The sequence below is a fragment of the Lacibacter sp. H407 genome (genome assembly GCF_037892605.1).
Classification (GTDB): domain Bacteria; phylum Bacteroidota; class Bacteroidia; order Chitinophagales; family Chitinophagaceae; genus Lacibacter.
The window spans coordinates 3,461,591-3,485,699 of sequence record NZ_JBBKTU010000001.1; the positions used below are offsets into that span (position 1 = coordinate 3,461,591).

General features: G+C 40.8%; 22 protein-coding genes. 14 read left to right on the forward strand and 8 right to left on the reverse strand.

The genetic code is table 11. From position 1 onward, the window contains the following. Positions 1 to 33 precede the first annotated feature (33 nt). Complete coding sequence (locus WG989_RS15030) at positions 34 to 762, forward strand: YqjF family protein (RefSeq protein WP_340430582.1); 729 nt, start codon at positions 34 to 36, stop codon at positions 760 to 762. A 19-nt stretch (positions 763 to 781) separates the two neighbouring features. Here the strand turns inward: WG989_RS15030 and WG989_RS15035 are convergent, their stop codons facing one another. Further along, a complete protein-coding gene (locus tag WG989_RS15035; protein ID WP_340430584.1) occupies positions 782 to 1,357 on the reverse strand; it encodes a hypothetical protein in 576 nt (191 codons plus the stop codon). A gap of 775 nt (positions 1,358 to 2,132) precedes the next feature. Then, on the reverse strand, positions 2,133 to 2,849 hold the full coding sequence (locus WG989_RS15040; protein WP_340430586.1) for a hypothetical protein: 717 nt from the start codon (positions 2,847 to 2,849) through the stop codon (positions 2,133 to 2,135). 237 nt (positions 2,850 to 3,086) lie between these two features. Between WG989_RS15040 and WG989_RS15045 the strand changes: the two genes are divergently transcribed. Then, on the forward strand, positions 3,087 to 3,776 hold the full coding sequence (locus WG989_RS15045; protein WP_340430589.1) for a hypothetical protein: 690 nt from the start codon (positions 3,087 to 3,089) through the stop codon (positions 3,774 to 3,776). Between the two features lie 48 nt (positions 3,777 to 3,824). Here the strand turns inward: WG989_RS15045 and WG989_RS15050 are convergent, their stop codons facing one another. The 4 genes from WG989_RS15050 to WG989_RS15065 are packed head-to-tail and all read right to left on the reverse strand — an operon-like array spanning position 3,825 to position 7,449. Further along, positions 3,825 to 4,340, reverse strand: coding sequence for a HEAT-like fold family protein (locus tag WG989_RS15050; protein WP_340430591.1), 516 nt, complete (start codon positions 4,338 to 4,340; stop codon positions 3,825 to 3,827). Then, positions 4,337 to 5,083, reverse strand: coding sequence for a copper homeostasis protein CutC (locus WG989_RS15055; protein ID WP_340430593.1), 747 nt, complete (start codon positions 5,081 to 5,083; stop codon positions 4,337 to 4,339). The genes WG989_RS15050 and WG989_RS15055 overlap by 4 nt, the downstream gene beginning before the upstream one ends. A 14-nt stretch (positions 5,084 to 5,097) precedes the next feature. Continuing rightward, the gene (locus WG989_RS15060; protein ID WP_340430594.1) at positions 5,098 to 6,372 is read right to left on the reverse strand and encodes a hypothetical protein; all 1,275 of its coding nucleotides are present in this window, start codon (positions 6,370 to 6,372) and stop codon (positions 5,098 to 5,100) included. Positions 6,373 to 6,414: 42 nt separating this feature from the next. Then, on the reverse strand, positions 6,415 to 7,449 hold the full coding sequence (locus tag WG989_RS15065) for an isoaspartyl peptidase/L-asparaginase family protein (protein WP_340430595.1): 1,035 nt from the start codon (positions 7,447 to 7,449) through the stop codon (positions 6,415 to 6,417). A gap of 130 nt (positions 7,450 to 7,579) precedes the next feature. Here WG989_RS15065 and WG989_RS15070 point away from each other — a divergent pair, with 130 nt between their 5' ends. After that, positions 7,580 to 7,930: a hypothetical protein gene (locus WG989_RS15070; RefSeq protein ID WP_340430597.1), complete on the forward strand. Its 351-nt coding sequence runs from the start codon at positions 7,580 to 7,582 to the stop codon at positions 7,928 to 7,930. Positions 7,931 to 8,078: 148 nt separating this feature from the next. Here WG989_RS15070 and WG989_RS15075 read toward each other — a convergent pair whose 3' ends face one another. Continuing rightward, positions 8,079 to 8,690 carry a MiaE family protein gene (locus tag WG989_RS15075; protein WP_340430599.1) on the reverse strand — a complete coding sequence of 204 codons (612 nt, stop codon included), beginning with the start codon at positions 8,688 to 8,690 and terminating at the stop codon, positions 8,079 to 8,081. 331 nt (positions 8,691 to 9,021) lie between these two features. Between WG989_RS15075 and WG989_RS15080 the strand changes: the two genes are divergently transcribed. From WG989_RS15080 to WG989_RS15125, 10 genes are all read left to right on the forward strand, one after another. Continuing rightward, positions 9,022 to 11,466 (forward strand): penicillin acylase family protein, encoded by a 2,445-nt coding sequence (locus tag WG989_RS15080; protein ID WP_340430601.1) that lies wholly within the window; start codon positions 9,022 to 9,024, stop codon positions 11,464 to 11,466. A gap of 53 nt (positions 11,467 to 11,519) precedes the next feature. Next, a complete protein-coding gene (locus WG989_RS15085) occupies positions 11,520 to 11,876 on the forward strand; it encodes a hypothetical protein (RefSeq protein ID WP_340430602.1) in 357 nt (118 codons plus the stop codon). Positions 11,877 to 11,998: 122 nt separating this feature from the next. After that, positions 11,999 to 14,461 (forward strand): DUF5686 and carboxypeptidase regulatory-like domain-containing protein, encoded by a 2,463-nt coding sequence (locus WG989_RS15090; RefSeq protein ID WP_340430604.1) that lies wholly within the window; start codon positions 11,999 to 12,001, stop codon positions 14,459 to 14,461. Positions 14,462 to 14,698: 237 nt separating this feature from the next. Further along, positions 14,699 to 15,733, forward strand: a complete 1,035-nt coding sequence (gene trhO, locus WG989_RS15095; RefSeq protein WP_340430605.1) for an oxygen-dependent tRNA uridine(34) hydroxylase TrhO — start codon at positions 14,699 to 14,701, stop codon at positions 15,731 to 15,733. Positions 15,734 to 16,224: 491 nt separating this feature from the next. Next, entirely contained in the window at positions 16,225 to 17,412 is a 1,188-nt protein-coding gene (locus WG989_RS15100) for an NIDO-like domain-containing protein (protein ID WP_340430608.1), read from the forward strand. A 204-nt stretch (positions 17,413 to 17,616) separates the two neighbouring features. Continuing rightward, complete coding sequence (locus tag WG989_RS15105; RefSeq protein ID WP_340430610.1) at positions 17,617 to 18,804, forward strand: threonine aldolase family protein; 1,188 nt, start codon at positions 17,617 to 17,619, stop codon at positions 18,802 to 18,804. Positions 18,805 to 18,877: 73 nt separating this feature from the next. Then, positions 18,878 to 19,657, forward strand: coding sequence for a M90 family metallopeptidase (locus tag WG989_RS15110; protein ID WP_340430613.1), 780 nt, complete (start codon positions 18,878 to 18,880; stop codon positions 19,655 to 19,657). An 88-nt stretch (positions 19,658 to 19,745) separates the two neighbouring features. Continuing rightward, on the forward strand, positions 19,746 to 20,249 hold the full coding sequence (locus tag WG989_RS15115) for a YqgE/AlgH family protein (protein WP_340430615.1): 504 nt from the start codon (positions 19,746 to 19,748) through the stop codon (positions 20,247 to 20,249). A 115-nt stretch (positions 20,250 to 20,364) separates the two neighbouring features. Further along, positions 20,365 to 20,781, forward strand: coding sequence for a hypothetical protein (locus tag WG989_RS15120; RefSeq protein WP_340430618.1), 417 nt, complete (start codon positions 20,365 to 20,367; stop codon positions 20,779 to 20,781). Positions 20,782 to 20,949: 168 nt separating this feature from the next. Further along, positions 20,950 to 21,624 carry a DsrE family protein gene (locus WG989_RS15125; RefSeq protein WP_340430621.1) on the forward strand — a complete coding sequence of 225 codons (675 nt, stop codon included), beginning with the start codon at positions 20,950 to 20,952 and terminating at the stop codon, positions 21,622 to 21,624. Between the two features lie 129 nt (positions 21,625 to 21,753). Here the strand turns inward: WG989_RS15125 and WG989_RS15130 are convergent, their stop codons facing one another. Next, a complete protein-coding gene (locus WG989_RS15130) occupies positions 21,754 to 23,409 on the reverse strand; it encodes a serine hydrolase (protein WP_340430624.1) in 1,656 nt (551 codons plus the stop codon). Between the two features lie 129 nt (positions 23,410 to 23,538). On the opposite strand from WG989_RS15130, the gene WG989_RS15135 reads away from it, so the two are divergent. Beyond that, the gene (locus WG989_RS15135; protein WP_340430627.1) at positions 23,539 to 24,105 is read left to right on the forward strand and encodes a GrpB family protein; all 567 of its coding nucleotides are present in this window, start codon (positions 23,539 to 23,541) and stop codon (positions 24,103 to 24,105) included. Positions 24,106 to 24,109: the final 4 nt, after the last annotated feature.

Here is a 24,109-nt window from a genome sequence, read left to right on the forward strand (position 1 = left end):
TTGGCAACCTTCAGAATAAAAGTATTTACTTAAATGAGTGATAAAAAAATACAGGCAAAAGCATTTCTAACAGCCGAATGGCGGAATCTGGTGATGATGAATTTTGTGGTGCCTGAGCAGGTATTAAAACCGCATCTTCCCAACGGAGTTGAACTGGATGCGTTTGAAGGCAAATGCTATGTAAGTTTTGTGGCGTTTCATTTTCTTGATACTAAGGTTAAAGGCATTGGCTTTCCGTTTCATAAAGATTTTGAAGAGATCAATCTGCGGTTTTATGTAAAATATCCATCAGCCGAAGGAATGAAACGTGGCGTTGTGTTCATCAGTGAGCTGGTGCCCAAACGGATGATCACCTGGATCGCTAAACTGATCTACCAGGAACAGTATTCCTATTCGCCCATTAAAAGCAAAATTGAACAAACCAATCAACGATACCTTCAATTTGAATGGGGCAAAGAACTGGAATATGAAATAAAAGTTGAAACAGCGCTGCAGGTACAACCGATCGTACAAGGCAGTAAAGAAGAATTTATTTTCGAACACTATTGGGGTTATACATCATTGTCATCTTTTCGTACAGGTGAATACAGGGTTGAACATCCACGCTGGAATATTTATCCCGTCAATAATTTTTCTTACAAGATCGATTTTGGAAAACTCTATGGCGAAGATTTTTCTTTCCTGAATGAGATGCAGCCTGATTCGTTGTTTGTAGCTGAAGGTTCGGACGTTAGTGTATATGAACGGACGATCCTCAAATAAAAGCTATACAATCCCTGCTTTATAAATACGGATGTTTAAAATTTGGATACTTTTTCTTTCGTTCATTTAATTCCTGCAGGTACTGTTCCATACCTGATGGGTCATAGATATTATCCTTTGCATAGAATAACTGACCTTCGTGATAATTAAACAGACACCAGTTGCGTGATGGATCAAATACTATTGTATCGCCAATTAAAAAGATATCGAACGCATACTTGATCAGCATCTTCCAGGTCATCAATAATGCCTGCGGGTTACCGTCGCACAAAACAAATACTTCGTTGCTGAAAGGAATACCTTTGTTGTATAACCATTTTTTCAACAACGGAATGTTTTCGTGGAGGTCAACAGCATATTCATATTGATCAACAGTTTTAAAAATTCCTCTTGAAAACGGAGCCCAGCCACCATCCGAGATCAGTTGTGCATTGTCCACAAAGTCTAGTAAATATTTTTCGGCCTTCTTATCAAGAAACAGGATCTGTGCTTTGTGTGTTTCAGGTAACGCATCAAAATCTGCAGCCGAGCCAAATACAGTGCCGCCAGTAGGTGGGGGAATGTGGAAGTTTTTGATGTTGTTGAAATCGATCACAGAGTAAATGCATTGTATTGTTTAATGAAAATAGGTAATGTTAGGGATTTTCAAGCGAATACAAAGCCTGTATGCAAAAAAGTTGCAGTTGTTTGTAATCACTTGTGAATGGTTTGTGGAGCGACACTTGCTTTGGTAGATTGTACTTGCAACAATGGAACATGTCTAATACTTTACTAGTGATCTTGAGATGCTCTAATGTTTTGCATGGTATTGCATTATATCATAAATTAGAGTTTTACCTACAAGCAACTGTTAACATCAACATGACCAAACAAACAACATCAATATTAAAACTTGCAGGAACTACGGCAGTAATTTTTCTTACTATAAATTTGTTGATGGGAGGTCCGTCTTCGGATATCCACGTACATGACAGTTACATCATCATGAGTACTGCCACGAAAATAATTTTATTCATTGTTTTTTCTGTTTTTGTGGGTAGTTTGACCGTTGCTATTCTCAGCAAATTCAAGAATAAACTCTACAATAAGGTTTTGCTATTTTCACTTCTGCTTCTGGTTTCAGCAAGCATGTATATTTTTTCTTTGTTCGCTGATTTGAAGTAATACCAACAAACACAATTGAAATTGAATATGAGTGGCATACTGCTACTCACAAGCATAGATAACCACTTGTGCGAAATATTGGATAATAATTTTATTTCTTCCCGGCAACTTCTGCCGAACGGAGCGCTGCGTAGTACAGGGAACGAGATCATTTAAACGTAATGTCCTTTACATAATACCTTGCTAAGAAACAAGAATAGTTGTAATTAATTCTTATTGCTATACTTTTCCAATATTCTTTCTATTGTCAATGCCTCATCTTTTGAGATTGCTTTTTTGTCTTTGATATACATTGCAAACCCTTGCTTGAAGTCTTTTGTAAAAGCAATCAATCCCGCTAAGGGATATTTGTTTTGCAAGTATGATTTTCGATCAATGCTAAGAATTGAGTTTAGAGTGGGGTCTTTCAAAAATAAGACCTTGCAGTAAATTGAATCCTGCCCTTGTTTGTCTTTTATTGAATAGGGATAATACATATACTCAATTCCATTAAATATAGTGTCCTTGCAATTCGCTATGTTGTAATCCTGTGCCTCGTCAGCAGTTACGCTGTCAACTATATTCATTCCTAAATTTTTCTCTTTTAATGGCCCTTTGGCAATCAGTTTACTGTCTAGGCTAAATGTATCAATACTAAAGTACGTTTTGGCTGAAATATCAATAAAGTGAACTTTCAACGGTTGGGTCCACTCTATATAAGTTGATCTGTCAGGATCTGCATATCTGTGTTCTTCACTGAATTCGTTATTAATAAACTCAATGAGATATCCGTTGTAGGAAATGTATTCATATTCTGACATAATCTGTGATTGGTCATTTACCATCGCTTGCATGATCAGAGTATACCTGTAGTAGGTTTTAGGGAGGGGTCGAAAAGCTGCTATTGCCAAAACGAGTAATGTGAGGATAAGTGTTTTTCTCATAGTTATAAATTAAGTTCCTTGATAGGTTAGGTATCTTAAAAATATAAACTTTTTTTATAGCAGCAACTTGCCACTATGAAATAATTTCAGGAATCAACTTTTCTTCTTTGCTGTTTCTTCAAAATCTTACTCGCTTTTTTTGAAAGACTGCTGCGGAATTTGGAGGAGTTTCAAGCGCTTTGAATTTATTATTATTTTTTGTAGGTTTATGCATCTAGTTAACCTGAAACCTAGGATATGCCAACTACTATCAACTCCAAAACAGTTATCACATCATTACTGGTCCTCATTATTGCAGTACTGGTTTTCTTTTTAATAAAAGGAAATCAACAATCCAGAGAAGATGAACAGGTAGCTGTAAAATGCAGTAACAAAACCGTCTTTCGTTACAAATATCCCGATCAGTATTTTCCTGCATTTACAAGAGAATACGATAATCAGGTAGCAGTAACGTCTGATTTTTTAAAGAATCTTACTGATAGTAGTAGCGGCGCATTAAGCATCGAGCTGGGTGTCCGCAGTCAGATTGTGCAACTACAGCAACAACTAAACCAGGACAATATTACTTTTTCGACCGGCCTACGTTCATATTTCATGATCTTGAATAATGATCCTTGTAATGATGAGATCCGAAATAAATATGCGCTCTACACAGAAGAAATGAGCCGTCGTATGCTCGAACTCAAAAAAGTTGTGGAAGGAGTGGAGGAAATAAAAAACAATGCTATTGCTCATGGTGGTGATACATTGGCGGCCCCGCCGGGCAAGGATACAATAATAGCACCTACACCTGATGTGATTGCACATGCAGATACGGCTGTGGTTAACAAATCCATTAACACAATACGTAAAGTGATCACAAAAAACAATGTTCTAACCCGACGGCTGCCTGTAACTGTAGCAAATACATACCGGATAAACAATTAGCAATTGAAAACAATTTGTTGAGACTCTTTTGCAATTGTTTTTGAATCGTTACTTTCTGTATTTCTTCAAAATCTTTCTCGCCCTCGAATGAAACGCTGCTGTTTCAAAATCCCATCGTTCTTCAATCACAGTGATAATCTCGGGCATGATCTCGGGGTATTCGTTTGCTAATTGTTCGAGAATGGTTAATGAAAATGCTTTCACTGCTGCTTTCTCCTGCACATCGCAGATAAATGAAAAACAGGCATCCATTACATCTCCTTTCAACGTTTCAGGAATGGGAATGTATTGCAGCAGTCGTGTAATATTTCTGCGTACGGCATTGTGCAAACCGGGCTTTCGTAACAGAGCGACAAACACAGGTAAATGTTTCTGCAGCAACTGTGGTTGAATTTCTGCAATACTTCCGATGGGCCAGGCGGCACGTTGCACCACACGGTATTCATCGTGCAGGAATAATTGCACCAGTTCATCAAACCGCTTTTGTGATGTCCCGATCCAATCAATGATCTTGTTGGTTTGTGCTTTGGAATGTTTTGCTAAAATTTCTTCCCGGAGATTCAAGATTGCAAATTTGTTTCGTTCAATTTATTTAATGCAGCTAAACAGGCAATCACTTCATTACTGTCAACAGTAACCGATGTTAATGCTTCGTTCATTTGTTCATTGATGTACTGCATACCAGAGGCAACAGTTGTTCTTGCCGATGTATGAAACTCAACAGCACCTGTAAATTGTGCAAGCTCTGCAATGTTGTTATAACGCACGCCACTGCCGGGCATGATGATGATGCGTTCATTGGCTGTTGCAACCAATTGTTTCAGTAGTTCTTTGCCGCCGTTTACATTGGGCATTAAACCTGATGTAAGTACACGTTCACAACCAACATCGATCAATGTTTCCAATGCTTCAAACGCATCATGTGTACGGTCGAATGCACGGTGAAACGTTACACCCATCGGGTAGGCCAGGTCAACCAATATTGATGTTCGCTCCCGATCGACAGTGCCATCTGCGTTCAACAGACCGATCACTACACCATCGCATCCCAGTTGTTTGCAACTGATAATATCCTGTTTCATAGCTTCGAATTCATCGATGGAATACAGGAAATCACCGCCACGTGGACGTATCATCGGATAAAGGTCGATGCTTGTAAGTGCTCTTGCTTTTTTTATGAAACCATAGGAGGGTGTGGTGCCGCCTTCGCCCGGGTTATCGCATAATTCAATGCGGTGTGCACCTGCTGTTTGGATCAATGCGCAGGATTCTATTGTAAATGCGATCACTTCAAGTTGATAATTCATACGCACATATTTTACTACAAAAAGAAGAATAGTTTTTTAATTTCTGTCCATAAACTTTCGTAGGTCCAGTTGGGGCCGTCCCAAGGAGGATTGTAATGATAGGTAAGTCCGAGGTTGTAATAAATCAACAACGCTGCTATGCAAAGAAAGGAAATGAACAAGGCCTTCTTTTTTTCTATTGATGAAATAAGCGCAGCGAAAGGCAATGCCAGCAACGAATAAAACTCTACATACGATCGATGGCCGAATGCACCGCCAAACCACCAGGCCCACCAACTTGCAAACAGGTAGGTAGCTACTGCGATGATAAAAAGAATGATTCGTTCGGCATGTTTGTTCTCTTTACGTGCAGCCACCAAACCGATCAACGGAAAAAGAACGATCGGACTGTAAAGCAGCCAGCCGTTCCAAGGGTCGATCAATACTCTGATGAGTTTTGGTTCTTTCCAGTAAAGAAATGATTCATTGCCATACGACCATAGAAATGATTTGCCTGATACATGTTGCCAATATAAAACCTGCGGGATAAACGGAAGCAGAAACACGGCGATTGCAAGCAACAATCCTTTCAGGTTGCTTTGCAGAAATTGTTTTTTGTTGCTGCAATCTTTTGCCCATCTGTATAAGGGATATAACAGCACAATAATGTTTGTTGGCCTTGTTAAAATAATGAAGCCTGAAACAAGCCCCAGTAATATCCATGTGCTAATCGGAAGACGTTCATTTGTTTTTGCAACCCGTATCAGTTTTTCTGTGATGTAGATCAACGAAGCAAACAGGAAAAAGCTGTACACATGCGACATGGAAGGCTGAAAGAAACTATAGTAATAGAGATTGGTGCCTGCAGCAAGGCCAATCAAAGCAATTGCTGCTGTTCGTTTATTATAGTATTGAAGAATGACATTCCATAGCAGAAGTAAACCTGTAAGCAAATAAAAAATACCTGCGGCCATCAATCCATAACTGTAGATCTGACTATGTCCGTCTGCCGGATAGCCCAATGGTTTACTCAACCAATGTGCGATCAAAAAAAACGGAAACTCAAGTAATGCAACGCCCGATGTGTATTTACTGTAAATAATGTTGGTGCCGGGATATTCCCGCAGGTAGGCTGTGTCTTTTACTGCTTCCTTTTTAAATCCATCATAAATAAAAACAGCCGGTAAATAAATGTAGTATCCTTCCATATCGGACCATATCAATTTCTCCGGATACTTATTTGCATTGATTGAAAGGAAACAACAAACAATGATGATTGTTGGTAACAAAAGGTATTTCAATTTTTGCATGAGTCGGCTATTTGGAAATAAGGGATCGTCTGTATGATTGCGTTAAAACCAACTCTTCACATCAATTGCTTTCTCTGTATCGGTTGTGTGCAAGGCCATAGAGAAATTTTTCATAACGGAGTAGCCACCGTATTCCCCTTTTTTATTGATGGCAATAAATCCACCTTGCACATTTTTTGCTTTATCACCATTGTTTTTTACAATGCGTCGTACAGCTTCTTTGCAGGCTTCTTCAGGACTTGCACCATGCCGCATCATTTCAACAATGGTATGGGCACCACATATCTTTACAATTTCTTCACCAATACCGGTGCAGGTAGCGGCGCCTACTTCGTTATCAACAAACAAACCGGCACCAATGATCGGTGAATCTCCTACACGTCCTCTCATTTTAAACGCCATACCGCTTGTGCTGCAGGCACCACTGAGATTTCCATTTGCATCAAGAGCTATCATGCCGATGGTATCATGGTTCAATAATTCCGAAGGCCATTTGTACAACATCGCCTCATCCTTGTTTTTCTCCTGTAGAATTTTTTCTTCCAGATCTTTCATGGTACGCATTGGATCATACTTCGATGTTTTCAACCATTCCTTCCATGCTTTTTCTGCTTTGGGCGTTAACAGGTTTGTTCGTTCAAAACCTTTGCTTAATGCAAACTGTAACGCACCTTCACCAACAAATTGCACATGCGGTGTTTGTTCCATTACAAGCCTTGCCACTTTTACGGGATGCAAAATATCTTCCAGTCCCATAACGGAACCACATTGTCCTTTTTCATCCATTACACAGGCATCAACGGTAACACGACCATCCCGATCGGGCAAACCACCATAGCCTACACTGGTATCGGTAGGGTCGGCTTCCGGTATCATTACGCCAGCTTCTACAGCATCAAGGGCACGGCCGCCTTTGCTCAACACTTCCCATGCAGCTTTGTTAGCTTTCAGATTTGGTGCCCATGTGCTCAGCACCACAGGTCCATTTGCTTTGGCAGCATCGGAAGCACAGCTTTGCATTGACAGTAAAGCAGTTGAAACACCGGTAAGCTGTATAAATTTTCGTCTGTCGAGCATGGGATCTATGTTAATGAATGGTGAATGTAAGATGATTTTGAAATTTTCCGCCGATTCCATTAAACCTTCCTGATGCGGTGAGGTCTGTAATTACGTATCTGAAAACAAAAAATAGTAAAAACATTACCACATGAAGAAGCTCATCATTTTATCCGTAGTTGCTGTAGCAGCATTTGTTGTTTCAATTGAAGAATCAACTGCACAAACCAGGCGCAAGCTTGACCGTAAAGAAAACCGTGTTGACCGTCGTGAAGACGTAAGAGATCGACGTGAAGACGTACGAGACAAACGTGAAGACGTTCGTGATCGTAGAGAAGATGTTCGTGATGCAAAACACAATGGCGGTCGCAGAGATCGTATCGAAGATGTGCGTGACCGTCGTGAAGATGTAAGAGACCGTAAAGAAGATAAGCATGACAGAAGAGAAGATATCCGTGACCGTAAGGAAGACCGCAGAGACCGTAAACGTGGCCGTTTCTAATTTATAAAAACCCTATGCTGAAGTACTCTTCCCATACCCGGGGTAACACAGAAATGTGTTACCCTTTTTTCGTCGGTACCAAAGGTCAGACGTATAGCGAGAAAGGGTTGCCAACCTTCCAAAAGTTGGCAACCCTGGATTCAAATTTCTAATGAATCCTGTCGCCACGTATTTCCATGCGGTTCATCAAATCTTTTTCAAATACCAACCATTGTTTCCATCGGTCACGTACTTTCTTTTTGGGGAGATAATGTTCGGCCATGGTAATGAACAATGTGTAATGCCCGGCTTCACTTTCCATAAACTTGCGGTAGAATTTCCGCATGTACGCATCATCCAATCCTTCACTTAAACGTTTAAAGCGTTCGCAGCTTCGGGCTTCAATCAACGCCATCGTTAACATGTCATCCAGAAAACGGTCATCGGGATGTCCGCCTTTTACCTGAAAGCCGATCAATTCATTTACATAAACATCTTTTCGTTGGCGGCCTAGTTTCAATCCACGTTTGTGCAACTCTGCCAGCACTGCACGGAAATGGCCCCATTCTTCCGTAACGATCGGTGCCAGTTCAGTGATCAATAATTCATGTTGGCTGTAACGTTGAATCAATGTAATGCAGGTAGTGGCTGCTTTCTGTTCGCAATACGCATGGTCGGTTAAAATATCTTCCAGCGAAATAGAGGCAAGGTCAACCCAACGTGGGTCGGAGGGAAGTTGTAAGCCAAGTATATTCTTTACGTCAATTGAATCCTGTTCCATATTGCAAAAATAAAGGCTCTCTTGAATAAGAGAGCCTGCTTACTTTAAAAACCAAGATTTGATGAGGTGTTCATCATAGATCAGCCAACGACCACTATAAAAAAATATAAGATGCTAATGAATATAGTGCAAAGTGAAGGAAAAACGATATACGAAACAATACCACAAAGTGGGTATGCTTGCGGTGGATTAGGGTTACCAACCTTTAAATAGATTAAATGTGTTAATAGTTTATGCTGGCAAGGTTGTCAACCCTTTAAACAAGCCTAAATTTACAATCCTTGTCAGGCAATTCTTTTTTGTTTAATTTCCGCCTTTATACCCATTCACTATGCGATTGATCCCATTCCTTCTTTCCGCTGCTGTAACCATTGGTCTCGTTTACGCACTGAACACCAGAATTGGCCCGGCACCTGCATTGGGTGAATTTTTAAGTCCGCAACACGGCTTTTGGCAAAATGCAGAAAAAGCAGAGCATGACTTTAATGAGGAACTAAGCTTCCCGCAACTCAACGGTAATGCAAGTGTATATTTTGATGAACGATTGGTGCCGCATGTAGTAGCAGACAACGATGCCGATGCGTATTTTATTCAAGGTTATCTGCATGCAAAATTTCGTTTATGGCAAATGGAATTTTCAACACATGCTGCTGCCGGACGTATCAGTGAGATCATCGGCGAACGTGCGATCAACTTCGATAAAGAGCAACGTCGCATCGGGATGGTATTTGCAGCGGAGAATATGTTGAAAGAAATGGAAGCAAATGAGTTTACCAAACTCTCGGTAGATAATTACACCAAAGGCATCAATGCGTATATCGAAACGCTTAACAAGAGTGCATTGCCCATTGAATATAAAATACTCGGCTATCAACCGGAGAAATGGACAAATCTGAAAACCGCCCTTTTCATCAAACAAATGACGAAGACATTGGCTTTTTCAGTTGATGATCTTCCGTTAACTGCATTGAAAAAAGTTTTTTCAGATGATGAGATCGAAGTTCTCTACCCACAATTGCAGGATTCATTAGATCCCATTGTTCCAAAAGGAACCGTGTTCGATAAGCCAGGTGCGATCGCTGTTGCACCTGCAAGTGTTGATTCGTTGTATCTGCAACAAAAAGATTCTGCACTGAAAGTGGCTATGATTGATCAGCCATCAAAAGATAACGGCAGCAACAACTGGGCAGTGAGTGGTGCAAAAACAAAAAGCGGTGCGCCTATACTCAGCAACGATCCACACTTGGAATTGAGTTTGCCTGCCATCTGGTACGAAATGCAAATTACTACTAACAACATGAATGCTTATGGTGTTTCGTTTCCCGGCATACCCGGCGTTGTAATTGGTTTTAACGACAGTATTGCATTTGGTTTTACGAATGCAGGAAGAGATGTGCGTGATTTTTACGAGATCAAGTTTAAAGATGAAACTAAAAAACAATATTGGTTCGATAACGATTGGAGAGATGCACCACAACGTGTAGAAGAGATCAAAGTAAAAGGGAAGGCAACAGTGTTGGATACAGTTTCTTATACCGTGTTTGGTCCTGTTACGTACGATGAAGATTTTTCTACACCACTCACCAATAACAAAGCCATTGCTACACGATGGATCGCACACGATCCCAGCAATGAATTATTGATGTGGCATTATCTCGATCGTGCCAAAAATTACGAAGATTATTATCAGGCTATTCAATACTTCACCGTGCCTGCACAGAACATGATCTTTGCAAGTAAGCGGGGTGATATTGCCATTTGGCAGCAGGGACATTTTCCCTTGCGTTGGAACCGGCAGGGTTTGTACGTAATGCCGGGGCAGGACAGCAGTTATATGTGGCAGGGTCTTATTCCGCTCAATGAAAACCCGCATTCGGTAAATCCGGAACGTGGTTTTGTGAGCAGTGCCAATCAACGTCCGGTTGATGGAAACTATCCGTACTTTATTCCCGGTGGTTATGATGTGTATCGTGGTTCGGAGATCAACAAGCGGTTGGCAGCAATGAATAATATTACACCCGATGATATGAAACGGTTACAGGCTGTGAATTATAATCCGTTGGCAGAAGTAGTTACCAAGCTGATGTTGAAATATACCAACGAGGCTGAATTGGGTGGCGATGATAAACGTTTCTTCAGCATGATCAAAACATGGGACATGCAGAATAGTATTGACTCAAAAGCAGCAACGGTGTTCCAGGTCTGGTACGACAGTTTAGAGCGAAGAGTGTGGTACGATGAATTAACACAAGAGGATTCAGTTGTGTATGAATGGCCTTATGAATTTACATTGGCCGATGCGTTAACGAAAGATTCTGCTTTTGTTTTTCTGGATGATATACGAACATCCAATAAAGAAACGATTTTCGACATGTTTGCGGCTTCGTTAAAAGCGGCAACACCAGCATTGCTGCAAAAGGAAAAAGAGAATACGCTTACATGGGCAGCGCATAAAAATACAACGGTGTACCACATGTTGAAAGATGCGGTGATGCCGTTTGCAAGAAAAGGATTACAGATCGGCGGTGGTAAACACGTGATCAATGCCACACAACATAGTCACGGGCCGAGCTGGCGCATGATCGTTCATCTTACTAGCGAAACGGAAGCTTATGTGGTGTATCCCGGCGGACAAAGTGGAAACCCCGGCAGTAAGTACTATGATAGCTTTATTGACACATGGGCCAGCGGCAGTTATTACAAAGCATGGATGATGAAGAAAGGTGAGGAGAAAAGTAACAATGTAAAATGGACAATGACATTTAAGAAAGCATAATTTGTTTTGTTGGTCAGGCGACCAACAAAGGCATAAACACAAACAAAACGATCATGAAATTTATAGTTGCCTTTATCCTCACAGCCCTTTTAAGTTATGCCGCCGGATTTTATTTTCCCTGGTGGAGCATCGCCATTGCAGCATTTATTGTTGCAGTTGCTATTCCCCAAAAACCGTTGAAAGCTTTTCTTGCAGGTTTTCTTTCCCTGTTTGTATTATGGGTAGTATTAGCGTTGTACATTGATATGGAAAATCAACATATTCTTTCGATGAAGATCGCTGAACTGTTGTTCAAATCACATTCGCATGCGTTGATCATGAGTGTAACCGGTTTGGTAGCGGCGTTGGTGGGAGGCTTTGCTGCGTTGAGTGGCTCGTACCTGCGGCAAAGCAAACCTGCTACAGCTTGATATAACAATAGAACCGAAAAAAGCCAACTGAATGTTATGCTTTTTCATTGTTTCGTTATATAATTCACACCGTATAAAGAATTAGTTTTTTACTAACAACGGCAGAAGTATTTTCGTACATCATGCGCTCCTTACTTTTTATTCTGTTTACTTGCTGCATTACAGTTTCATCAATAGCCGGAAAGATCACCGGCATGGTTACCAATCAAAATGGCGAACCACTTCCTTACTCATCCATCACGATCAAAGGTTCAAAAGAAGCAACATCCGCCAATAACGAAGGCGTTTATTTTTTGCAGTTACCGGCGGGCACTTACACCATTATTTGCAGACACGTTGGGTTCGAACGCCAGGAAAAAACGATCTCCATCACCAATGAAGATGTTCAGGTGAATTTTGTGTTGAAAGAACAATCCGTCAGTTTAAGTGAAGTAGTGGTAAAAGCGGGTGCTGAAGATCCTGCCTATGCCATTATTCGCAATGCGATCAAAAAGCGCAAGGAACATCTCAACGAAATTAAAAGCTACGAATGTGAAGTGTACAGCAAGGGCACTATGAGCCTGCGTGATTTCCCAAAAAGCTTCATGGGACAAAAAGTAGATTTTGAAGATGGCGATACCAGTAAACAAAAAATGCTGTATCTCTCTGAAACCATTTCAAAATTATCTGTTGATGAGCCCAACAAAGTAAAAGTGGATGTGCTGAGTACAAGAGTGAGCGGACAAAGTGATGGTTTTGGTTTTGCAGGAGCACGTTTCTTTTCGTTTTATGATAACAATGTGCAGATCAGTAATTCACTCAATCCAAGAGGATTTATTTCGCCCATTGCCGAAAATGCATTGTACTTCTACAAGTATAAATATGAAGGTGCGTTCAGCGAAGATGGGCAACTCATCAACAAAATAAAAGTAATTGCCAAGCGGGGATACGAACCATGCTTTACCGGTTATATCAATATTGTGGAAGATGAGTGGCGTATCCACAGTTTGGAATTGATGCTTACCAAACAGAGCCAGATGAATTTTGCCGACACACTGCGTATTGAGCAACTCTATCAAAAAATTGCGGTAAAGCATTGGGTAGTGCAAAGTCAGATCTTGTATCCAGCCGTTAAGCTGCTGGGCTTCGATGCGTATGGAAGTTTTGCCAATGTGTATCGCAACTTTAATACAGAGCCGGTGTTTGAAAAAAAATATTTTGATAATACCATTCTCAAATATGAAAAGGGAAGCAATAAGAAGTCAATTGAATATTGGGACAGTATCCGTCCGCTTGCATTGACAAATGCTGAACAGATCGATTATGTAAAGAAAGACAGCCTGGAGCAGTTACGAAAAGATCCTGCCTATCTTGATTCGATCGATGCGGCGAATAATAAGTTTAAGATAAGTCATATTTATACCGGTAAAACGTATAACAAACAGACCAAAAAAATCAGTTATAGTGTGCCGGGCCTGTTGACTTTCGTCAGCTTCAATACAGTTGAGGGAGTGGCACTGGATCTGCCAGTCACTATTCGTAAAGAATTTACTGATCGTAAAAATCTTACATTGATTCCTCATCTTCGTTATGCTGTTAATACCAAACAGTTTTATGCCTGGGGAACGGCACGTTATAATTTTGGCACACGGTTCTTTTCATCTGTAAGTATCAGCGGTGGCAAGCGTCCGTTTCAACTCAATAACGATGAGCCGATTCTCCCGTTGTCCAATACCATTTCATCGCTCCTGTATAAAAATAATTTCCTGAAACTTTACCTGGCTGATTATGTACGTGTCAATTTTTCGAAGGGCATCGGAAGCGGACTAACGGTAACGGCTAATCTCCAGTACCAGGATCGTCATCCGCTTGAGAATACAACCGATTATTCATGGAATAAAAAGAGTACACGTCCATACCGTCCGAATTACCCCATTGAATTACAAACACAAAGTTTTACAGCACATCAGGCAGCTATTCTTTCAGTAGGGGTAACGTTTCAACCCGGTGCAAAATATGTTGAGTACCCAGATCGTACTATAAACGTTGGCAGCAAATGGCCCACATTCAGTACGCAATACACCAAGGGGATCGCAGATTTTTTGGGTAGTGATGTAGACTATGATAAATGGCAGGTTGCAATCAGAGATAATCTCAATTTGAAATTAGCAGGCCGTTTTAATTACAGAGTTCAAACCGGTGGCTTTACCAACAGCCGTGCATTGTATATACAGGACATGAAACATTTTCCCGGTAACCGTTTGTTACTGTCCACCGATTTTTTAACGACGTTTCAATTGCCGCAATATTACCGTTTCAGCAATGCTGACGATTTCTATACAGCCGTGTTTACAGAACATCATTTTAATGGATTTTTGACAAACAAAATTCCCGGTATTAAAAAACTCAACTGGCATTTGGTTGCTGGCGCATCGGTATTGTGGTTGCCAGGTCAAACTTATGCAGAATGGCACGCAGGCTTCGAAAACATCTTTCGTTTTTTTAGTGTAGACGTTGTAACAGGTTACACACAAGGAAGTAAACCACGCACCGAAGTTCGTTTTGGTACTACGTTTAATATTGGTGGTGGTGGGGGGAATGATTAGTTGAATGGTCGACAGTCGATGGTCAACAGTCCATGGACGATTGTTCATACAGAATCATCAAGGTCAATAGCATTCCGTCTTCTTTCTCGTGTAATATTCCTTATATCTTCTGCCTTTCGCCTTGAACCGGTTGCTTGCCTTATCAATTGTTTCTTTTTTTATCTTTGCCACGCTTTCGGATTTTGCCCAACCTGCAATTGGGGTTCAAAGCAGATTTACTGAACTAAAATTCAAACCATGGCCGTCTTACACAACCGCATCTCCCGTAAGGAGTTGAAAGAACGTATTTTAAACGATCCTACTCCCCGCACTACCATTTCATTTTATTGTTATTTCAAGATCGACGAACCGAAAGCGTTTCGTGATCAGTTGTACAAAGATTTTACAGCAGTCGGCGTAATGGGTCGTATTTATCTGGCGCACGAAGGCATCAATGCACAGATCAGTTTACCTGCTGCAAATATGGAGGCGTTCCGTAAGTATCTCGATGCTATTGAGCCACTCAACGGTATTCGCTTGAATGTGGCGGTAGATGATGACGGGAAAAGTTTTTATGTGCTCGATATAAAAGTGCGAACCAAAATTGTAGCAGATGGAATTGATGATCCCGATTTTGATATGGCTAACCGTGGACGTTATGTAAACGCCGAGCAATTCAATCAACTCACCAACGATCCCAACACCGTTGTAATCGATATGCGTAACCATTACGAATTTGAAGTGGGACATTTTGAAACTGCAATAGAAATCCCCAGCGATACATTCCGGGAGCAATTGCCCATGGCAGCCGATATGATGGATGCCGATAAGGAAAAGAATATTATCATGTATTGCACAGGTGGCATCCGTTGTGAGAAAGCCAGCGCTTACATGCTGCACAAAGGATTCAAAAATGTGTTTCATCTTGAAGGTGGCATTATCAACTACGTAAACCAGGTGAAAGAAAAAGGGCTTGATAATAAATTTCACGGGAAGAATTTTGTATTTGATCAACGGTTAGGCGAACGTGTAACCGAAGAGATCATTGCCCGTTGTCATCAATGCGGTAAACCAGCCGATACACATGTGAACTGTGTCAACGATGCCTGTCATTTGTTGTTTATCCAATGCGATGAATGCAAAGAGAAAATGGAAGGCACCTGCAGCAAAGAATGTCATGAGTTTATTCATTTGCCCGAAGAAGAACAAAAGCGTTTGCGCAGCGGTATCGATAAAGGCCGCAATGTATTCAACAAAGCAAAATCGAGGTTGAAGGATTTGAAAGCAGAGTAGAGGGCGGGGCGCTGCAGCTGCCTGAACCATTTGTGCAAATTGTTGCCAGCCCTCTGCAATTCGTGTAGTATACAGTAAAGACAGTATAAAGATTAACGAAGTGCCTGTACACACAAACTCTTAGTTTCAAAAAATAAAGGCAATGAACACCTATAAGTGCTGGAATAAACTTCAACTGCTGTTTGATTATAGTAAGCAGTGATCTACATTTGAATGTCTAATCATTTGTAAAACCAATATCCAATGTCAACATTCTTCTTTTACCCCATGAGAGGGAAAATTTACACTTTATTTTATTGATCAATTTTAAGCTGTTGCATAATCAGTTTCATTTTTAATGTAAACCGATGCAGCCGGAATATTTATCAAAAACAATATCCACACATTTTTAAACCCAAATCCTAATGCAACCTTTATCCTCTCAGTCGACAATTTTAAAAATTGGCAGGCTGAATCATTTCAAGTTTCTGTCTGCTTTCAAAAAACGTTATTTGATCGCACTGTTTTTAATTGCATCAGCCATCAGCAATGTTCATGCTCAGGTTAATATGTACACGTTTGGTTCTACAAACGGTAATACCTTGGAAACAAGTGGTTCCTTTACAAATTTACTGGGTAGTTTTATGGATGATGATGCTTCGGCATTAACCAACATTGGGTTTGTTTTTAACTACGGAGGAGCCAACTACACTGATTTCAGTGTTACATCCAATGGTCTTTTCCAGTTTGGCGGACCTGCCGTTACTGATTTTAACAATGTAATTGGCAATCTTGTCGGCCCCTATCTTGTACCTTATTGGGATGATAATTATACAGATGCCGATGGCTTTGTTCAATATCAGGTAACCGGTGCCGCAGGAAGCAGGAAACTGATAGTTGATTACCACTTATCGTATTTAGGGAATACCGGTGCGGCCGATAAACGGTTTCAGATCTGGCTGTTTGAAACTACAAACGCCATTATGTTTGTTTATGGAAACGGAAATGATTTCAATGGTGGTTTTTCTATTGCCGCCTTAACACACGGAACTTCAGATTTTATCAGCATAAACAGTACTACGCATGCATCCAACATTGCTACTGCACAAGACAATAATACCGTTTGGCCCGGTGCAGGTACTGCATACTCTATTAATGGCAGTGGAACATTGCCGGTAACACTTACTCACTTCGCAGCAAGTTGTATTGGTAAGAATGCATTGCTGCAATGGACAACAGGTAACGAAGAAAACAACAGTCACTTTGTGGTGGAACGAAGCAGTAATGCACAAAGCTGGAAAGCCATTGCTGAAATAAAAGGAGCTGGCAGTACAAGCACAGCACAAAAGTATATGTACAGCGATGAGACCTATGGCAGTAAACTGTATTACCGTTTACGTCAGGTGGACTACAATGGAAAGGAAACGATTTCGCAAGTGGTAACAGTCAACTGTAGCCGCACAGATGTTTCAGTTGCACGTGTGTATCCCAATCCTGTTCAGGATGTGATGCGGATAACAGGCATTACTGAAAAAACAACCTACAGTCTTGTAAATACATATGGGCAAGTGGTGAAACAAGGATTGCTTACGCAACAGGTGAATACTGTCAATGTATCAGCATTACCATCCGGTTTGTATTACCTGAAGTTGCAGGGTAGTGAGCAGCAGATCCGGTTGTTTATTCATCCGTCGAAATAAAAGAAAGGTCATTGTAGGCGATACAGCCTCTGCTTTTACAGCAGAGGCTTTTTTTGATGCAATAGTAACTAACCTGATCTGCTGTAAGAAAACTGCAATAAAAATTCCTGTCAGCTTCTTCTTGCAAAATAGAATCATATCCAAAACAGAATCGACCAAGGTTTCATTATTCTTAGTAATTTGATGGTTCAAAACTTCATCTACATGTCATCTGTTAACAGGCGGAATTTTTTAAAGGCATCCGGTACGGTCATGCTCCCTGCTCTTGTTCCGGCAATAGCAACTGCATCCCCTGCATCAAACAATAAAACGGTGCATGCTGACGAATCCATCATTAAGTTTTTTTATGATGGAGAATTTTTTTCTCCCGCAATGTATATCGAGGAGTTGCAAAAGATCAACAGCAAACAAAGTATTGAACGAGATGTTTACGGGCAGGGTGGTGCAGTAACAGCGTTAGAGAAAAAGTTCGCAAGTATTACCGGTAAAGCGAAAGCTATTTTTCTGCCAAGCGGTACAATGGCCAATCAATTAGCCATTGCTGTATTGAGTGGTAACAATACCAAAGTTTTTGTACAGGACGAAAGCCATGTGTACAGAGATGAAGCTGATGCGGCTCAATCGGTTTTTCAAAAGCGACTGATGCCGTTGGCCAAGGGTAAAACGTATTTTACGGCAGCAGAATTAACATCGGCAGTGGAAGCATTGCAAGAAGAAGAAGTATTTCCCAGTGGTATTGGGGCAGTATCAATTGAAAATCCTGTACGACGGATGAATGGCCGCATGATTCCACTGGATGAAATAAAAAAGATCAGTGCATATTGTAAAAGCAAACAACTAAAACTTCATCTGGATGGTGCAAGGCTTTACATGGCATCAGCATGGTCTGGAGTAACAATAAAAGAATATGCTTCTTTTTTTGATACGATCTATATTTCATTATACAAATACCTTGGCGCTGCAGGCGGGGCCATCTTATGCGGCGATGCATCAGTTATTGATCAGATACCACACCTGGTAAAAATACATGGAGGAAGTATATTTGGTAACTGGACAAATGCAGCCATGGTACTGCATCGGATGGAAGGATTAGAAACACGATTGCAGGAATCTGTAAAACAGGCAAACCATCTGTTTACAACACTAAATAAAACAAAACTGATTACAGTTACTGCACTTGAAGCTGGTACAAATATTTACCCTGTACAATTCAGTAATGAAGTAAACGGCAAACGTGTAAAGGAGTTGCTCGACAAACAATACAATATTAAGATACCCCAACCCAATGAAAATAATCAAACACAGTTTACCGTAAACGAAACAATTCTTTACCGGGATATTGCATACATCCGCAACGCATTTCTGGAAACAATGAATGCTGCAAAAAGCTGATAGATTGTCTGCTCAATACGTCAGGTGTTTCAAAAAATCCTACTCCACAAAGAAGCTTTAACTTCACCACATTATGGTATTGGTATTTCAAATATTGGTTGTGCTGTTACTGTTGGTATTGACCATTTTGATCGCATTCCGCATCAGGCGTGCAAAACATCATAGTCAACTGCCGGAGAATTATAAAGAACTGTTGAATGATTATGTAAAGTTTTATCGCCAGCTCGATGAAGCAGGCAAAGATGCGTTTGAACAACGGGTGGAGCAATTTCTGGCTGCTGTAAAAATTACCGGTGTAAAAGCAGAGGTGGAAGATATGGACCGCATCTTTATTGCAGCAGGTGCTGTTATACCCGTGTTTGCAATATCCGATTGGCAATATATCAATCTGCACGAAGTGTTATTGTACCCCGGTGCATTCAATGACGAATTTGATCAGCACGGCGACGATCGAAATTATGCAGGTATGGTGGGCACCGGTGCACTGCAACATGTAATGGTATTGACCAAATGGCAGCTACGGCAGGGATTCATCAATAACAACGATGCACGCAACACGGCTATTCATGAGTTTGTACACCTGGTTGATAAAATGGATGGAACCATGGATGGTGTACCCGAAATAATTCTCGAACGAAAGTACACCGCTCAATGGAAGAGCCTGATGGAAACAACCATTCAGCAAATTAAAACATACGGATCTGATATTGATATGTACGGCGCCACCAGTACCGTTGAGTTTTTTGCTGTGATCTCTGAATATTTTTTCGAACAACCGGCCTTGTTGCAGGCAAGGCATCCCGACTTGTATGCAATGCTCGAACGGATCTATAAAACAGCCGCAAAAAACTGATGCCAAAACGAAGTAACAAAGCGAAGGATGATGACCGTTCTTGTATTTCGAATTTGATTGACTTATCTTTTCTAGTAATACTTTACCAATGAATATACATACCGGCAACGTAATCATCAGTACTGCATTGCTCAACGATACCAATTTTGAAAAAGTGGTGATCGTAATTGCTGAGCACAATGAAAAAGGTACGATCGGCTATATCATCAATCAACAGTTTGAACGAAGATTCAATGAATTGGAAGAATTTAAACATGCATTACCTGTTCCTTTGTACATCGGTGGTCCATCACAAATGGATAAAATTTATTTTATGCATCGTAAACCTGCATTTATTGAAGGAGGCGAACTGATCGACAGCAATGTGTATATGAATGGCGATTTTAAAACAGCGGTTCAATTGGTAAACAACGGTACACTTGCCATCAACGACATCAAACTGTACATTGGTTATTGTGGCTGGGATGTGCAACAACTGGAAGAAGAAATTGCAGAAGGAAGCTGGCTGATCACTACTGCATCTGCTGATCTGGTTTTCTCTGATAATATTGATACGATGTGGGATGACTTAACAACACAACATTCCACTTAAAAACATGGGCAGCTGTTTTCAGCTTTTCAAACAGAAACACTTCTCCCTTTTTACCGAATTACCTGTTTTGCCAAAACTTGCGTAAATTACAGGTTCATTCAACTAAACGAAACAAATGAAAACGTATAAACTATTGCCTGCTTTGCTGCTCGTTTCAATACTGGCTGCCTGCAGTAACGGTATGGAAGAAGGCAGTTCAACAACGCCTGCAACAACACCGGCAACCAATACCACAACCACACAGCCAATACAACAAACGGCACCTGCCACTACGCAGGCAGGTTTAAATCCGGCGCACGGGCAACCGGGGCATCGCTGCGATATTGCAGTAGGTGCACCATTGAATAGTCCGGCGGGCCAATCGGCTACGCCACCGCCACAACAAACGCTGATCAAGCCAACACCGCCACCACCAGCTGTTATGCCTGCATCATCGGGCACACAGGCAGGTTTAAATCCGGCGCACGGACAACCCGGGCATCGCTGCGATATTGCAGTAGGAGCACCATTGAACAGTAAGCCAACACAATAATTTATTTCAATTATCAGTTAAACTGAAATAAGAAGTAATATCAAAAGTCTCCCACACGGGAGGCTTTTCGTTTTTAAGAACCGCTGCTCCTGCAACACAAGTAAAAATCCTGTAATAAAAACAGTACATTTAATTTCCACATTCAAAACCAACACTAAAATCACCAGTATGATCAAACATCTGTTTCTGTTTCTATCTCTTTGTTTTTTTATAAACAACGCAATAGCACAATCGGCAAAGAGCGATAGTATGCGAATGACGAAAATGAAAACACTGCATGAAAAATTTGCAACTGATTCGGCCAAGCTTGAGAAAGAACACATCGAAAATGTAAAATGGGAGAAGATGTCGGCAACGGCTATGTACCCATTATTGAAAGCGGGTGAAAACAGCGGAGTGGCACCGGTAGCAAATGTGTCGGAAACACCCGATCCGAATATGGATTATAAATTACTTTTCGACTTTGTAGAAAACAATCCCGACTCAGCATCCCATGAAATAAGTTATGGGTTAGCAGAAATTGCACGACGTTTAAATCTGCATGCAGCAGGTGGTATACCTGTCAAACGCATCATGCCGGTCGTGGTGATTCATTCTGCCGCTCTCAACACAGTGAAGTCAAATGCTGCTTATCAGAAAAAATACAAGAAAGATAATCCGAATGTGGAGTTGATCGAACAAATGAAAAAATTGGGTGTAAAGTTTATTGTGTGCGGACAGTCGATGGCGTTTACCGAAACAAAAAAAGAAGACCTGTTGCCCGGCATTGAAATTTCTGTATCGGCACAAACAGCATTGTCAATGTACCAGTTAAAAAATTATGTGCTGTATAAAATATGGTAATGATTGCGGAATTTTTAAAATTTAAGAACAAAAAAGCGCAGACAAATTTGTCTGCGCTTTTTTGTTCTTCATCATCCATCCCACATTCTTTATTAGCTTGCACCTATCGGGTTATCTTAAAAGTTTTTTTTATTGTTTTTTAGCAGGCATTTCCCGTCCCCCCTGGTACAGGATCAACGATTCTGTTTTACCTGAAGCGTCCTGTTTAAATTCAATATCCGCAGCAATTCCTTTTGTTTTAAATCGTGTTTTAGAAGTGGCTTGCAATTCAAGTTTTTGCTGACCCGTTGCCTGTGCAAATAACTGATCGCCTTCATGTGTAATGGTTAAAACAAAACCAGGTGCCAATTCATAATTGCCCACATATCCATCGAGGATAGCGCCTTCAACTTTTATAAACGTGGTAGTAACAGCAGCAGGTAAAGGCTTGTTTGTTTTTGCCCAGTTCATTTCCTCCTGTCGGGATTTGAACACAACGCCAGTAACTGTTCCTGATGCACGTTGAAACGAAAGACTGCTTAATGAGTTTTCAAACATGAACTGATCTTTTGCAACCGGCAGTATTGTGAGTTGTTCACCATTGCCACGTTGTGATGTAAGTTTCCCATTCACCCAACGGATGATGCGTTCCTGGCCTTCGGTATTTGTGTACACGCCTTCATATGTTTTCGCTTCTGCTTCTGCCAATGGAATACTTGTAAACTTGTACGGTTGACCAATAGTCACTGCAGCCATTTTTGCAGTGATGTCATCGGGGCTTTTACAATCGCAGTTGGTAAATAGTGCTACAAACACGTCTTCTTTTGGTAAATAAATGGCATCCGTTAAAAAACCCGGAATGCCACCGCCATGTTCAATCGCATTGCTGGCCTGCACTTTGCTGAGCGATAAACCATATCCATAGTTCGTTGATTTGCTATTAGGCAATATGTACGGCGTAATAGCTTTATCAACCGATTCTTTTTTGATCAGTTTGTAACTGTACAATGCTTTGTTCCATTTCCAGAGATCTTCTACTGTTGATAAAAGTGAACCTGCTGCATAGGGCAACGTCATGCTGATATAGTCGGAATGTTGAAATGCCGTTCCTTCTTTTTCATAACCCTTTGCACGGTTCTTAATGATCTTCGATTCGCTGCCATAATGCGAATTACTCATACCGGCAGGTGCAAACAAATGTTGCTGTACATAGCTTTCGTAGCTTTTGCCGGTGATTTTTTCAATGATGTAGCCCAGCATTACATAACCCGTGTTGTTATAATTCCATTCTGTACCCGGTTTAAATTCAAGTGTATCGCTGGTTGTTAATTGAATTACTTCCATCGGTTTCATATCTGTCCGCATCTTGGCAGGGAATTCAGCTTTGTTCGTATAGCTTTTTATCCCGGATGTATGATTGAGTAATTGCTCAACCGTAATGGTTTCTTTGAATGGTAGCTCAGGCATATATTTCTTAATATCATCCTGCAACGAAAGTTTTCCCTGCTCCGCCAATTGCAGAATGGCAACAGCAGTAAACTGTTTGGTAATGGAACCAATCCGAAAGATCATATCGGGCTGCAGCGGCACATTTAATTCCATATCAGCCAAACCAATAGCTTTTTTATAGATCACCTGACCTTTTCGTACTACAATAGCCGCAGCACCGGGGTCGGTGGGTTTAAATTCTTTGCTGAGAATACTGTCGAACGAAGCAATCAACTTCGGCTCCTGTTTTACAGCTGTTTGTGCAAATAAGGAAGTGGCTGACAACAGAAGCGCTGACAATAGCAATTGTTTGTTCATAATGCGGTGTTTGAGTGAAAAAGTGAAATAAAGATAGAGTTTAAAAATGCGATATTCCAATAGTGTTGAGTAGATTGTTGTAAAATCCTTATAGTTAGCGGTAAATAAAAATTGATAGTTTCGTGCACAATGCCAACCCTCATCCAACCATACGATTTCCATTGGAAAACAGAATTTGAACAACTGAAGCGGGTGCTCGCCTGCGAACTAAAAGATTTCAATATCGATATCCAACATGTTGGCAGCACTTCCATTCCCGGCTTGTTTGCAAAGCCGGTGTTGGATGTTGATATCATTCTTCACAACAAATCAATGCTGGAGCAGGTAACAACAATTCTCGAACGCATTGGATATGTGAACAAAGGCGAACAGGGAATTACAGGACGTTTTGCTTTCCGCCAGCGATCCGCATTTACACCCATTACAGTAACACAACAACAGTGGCAGACACAGCATCTCTATGTTTGTTTCGCTGATAGTCTGGCGTTGAAAAATCATTTACTTTTCCGTGATGCGCTGTTGCAAAATCAAGAACTCGATGAGCAGTATTCAGAATTAAAATTATCGTTGATTAACGAACATGGAATCACTAGAGAAGAATATACCAAACGGAAAACTGCATTCATCCTGTCTGTATTGCGTACAGCAGGGCTCAGTGAAAACGAACTAACGGAGATTGCTAAGGCAAATTCGTAGAATT

Bases quoted from the DNA above. Each gene is read 5' to 3' on its own strand.
- WG989_RS15030 (WP_340430582.1), top strand. From the start codon at position 34: ATGAGTGATAAAAAAATACAGGCAAAAGCATTTCTAACAGCCGAATGG.
- WG989_RS15040 (WP_340430586.1), bottom strand. From the start codon at position 2,849: ATGAGAAAAACACTTATCCTCACATTACTCGTTTTGGCAATAGCAGCT.
- WG989_RS15045 (WP_340430589.1), top strand. From the start codon at position 3,087: ATGCCAACTACTATCAACTCCAAAACAGTTATCACATCATTACTGGTC.
- WG989_RS15055 (WP_340430593.1), bottom strand. From the start codon at position 5,083: ATGAATTATCAACTTGAAGTGATCGCATTTACAATAGAATCCTGCGCA.
- WG989_RS15060 (WP_340430594.1), bottom strand. From the start codon at position 6,372: ATGCAAAAATTGAAATACCTTTTGTTACCAACAATCATCATTGTTTGT.
- WG989_RS15065 (WP_340430595.1), bottom strand. From the start codon at position 7,449: ATGCTCGACAGACGAAAATTTATACAGCTTACCGGTGTTTCAACTGCT.
- WG989_RS15070 (WP_340430597.1), top strand. From the start codon at position 7,580: ATGAAGAAGCTCATCATTTTATCCGTAGTTGCTGTAGCAGCATTTGTT.
- WG989_RS15075 (WP_340430599.1), bottom strand. From the start codon at position 8,690: ATGGAACAGGATTCAATTGACGTAAAGAATATACTTGGCTTACAACTT.
- WG989_RS15080 (WP_340430601.1), top strand. From the start codon at position 9,022: ATGCGATTGATCCCATTCCTTCTTTCCGCTGCTGTAACCATTGGTCTC.
- WG989_RS15085 (WP_340430602.1), top strand. From the start codon at position 11,520: ATGAAATTTATAGTTGCCTTTATCCTCACAGCCCTTTTAAGTTATGCC.
- WG989_RS15090 (WP_340430604.1), top strand. From the start codon at position 11,999: ATGCGCTCCTTACTTTTTATTCTGTTTACTTGCTGCATTACAGTTTCA.
- trhO (WP_340430605.1), top strand. From the start codon at position 14,699: ATGGCCGTCTTACACAACCGCATCTCCCGTAAGGAGTTGAAAGAACGT.
- WG989_RS15105 (WP_340430610.1), top strand. From the start codon at position 17,617: ATGTCATCTGTTAACAGGCGGAATTTTTTAAAGGCATCCGGTACGGTC.
- WG989_RS15110 (WP_340430613.1), top strand. From the start codon at position 18,878: ATGGTATTGGTATTTCAAATATTGGTTGTGCTGTTACTGTTGGTATTG.
- WG989_RS15115 (WP_340430615.1), top strand. From the start codon at position 19,746: ATGAATATACATACCGGCAACGTAATCATCAGTACTGCATTGCTCAAC.
- WG989_RS15120 (WP_340430618.1), top strand. From the start codon at position 20,365: ATGAAAACGTATAAACTATTGCCTGCTTTGCTGCTCGTTTCAATACTG.
- WG989_RS15125 (WP_340430621.1), top strand. From the start codon at position 20,950: ATGATCAAACATCTGTTTCTGTTTCTATCTCTTTGTTTTTTTATAAAC.
- WG989_RS15130 (WP_340430624.1), bottom strand. From the start codon at position 23,409: ATGAACAAACAATTGCTATTGTCAGCGCTTCTGTTGTCAGCCACTTCC.
- WG989_RS15135 (WP_340430627.1), top strand. From the start codon at position 23,539: ATGCCAACCCTCATCCAACCATACGATTTCCATTGGAAAACAGAATTT.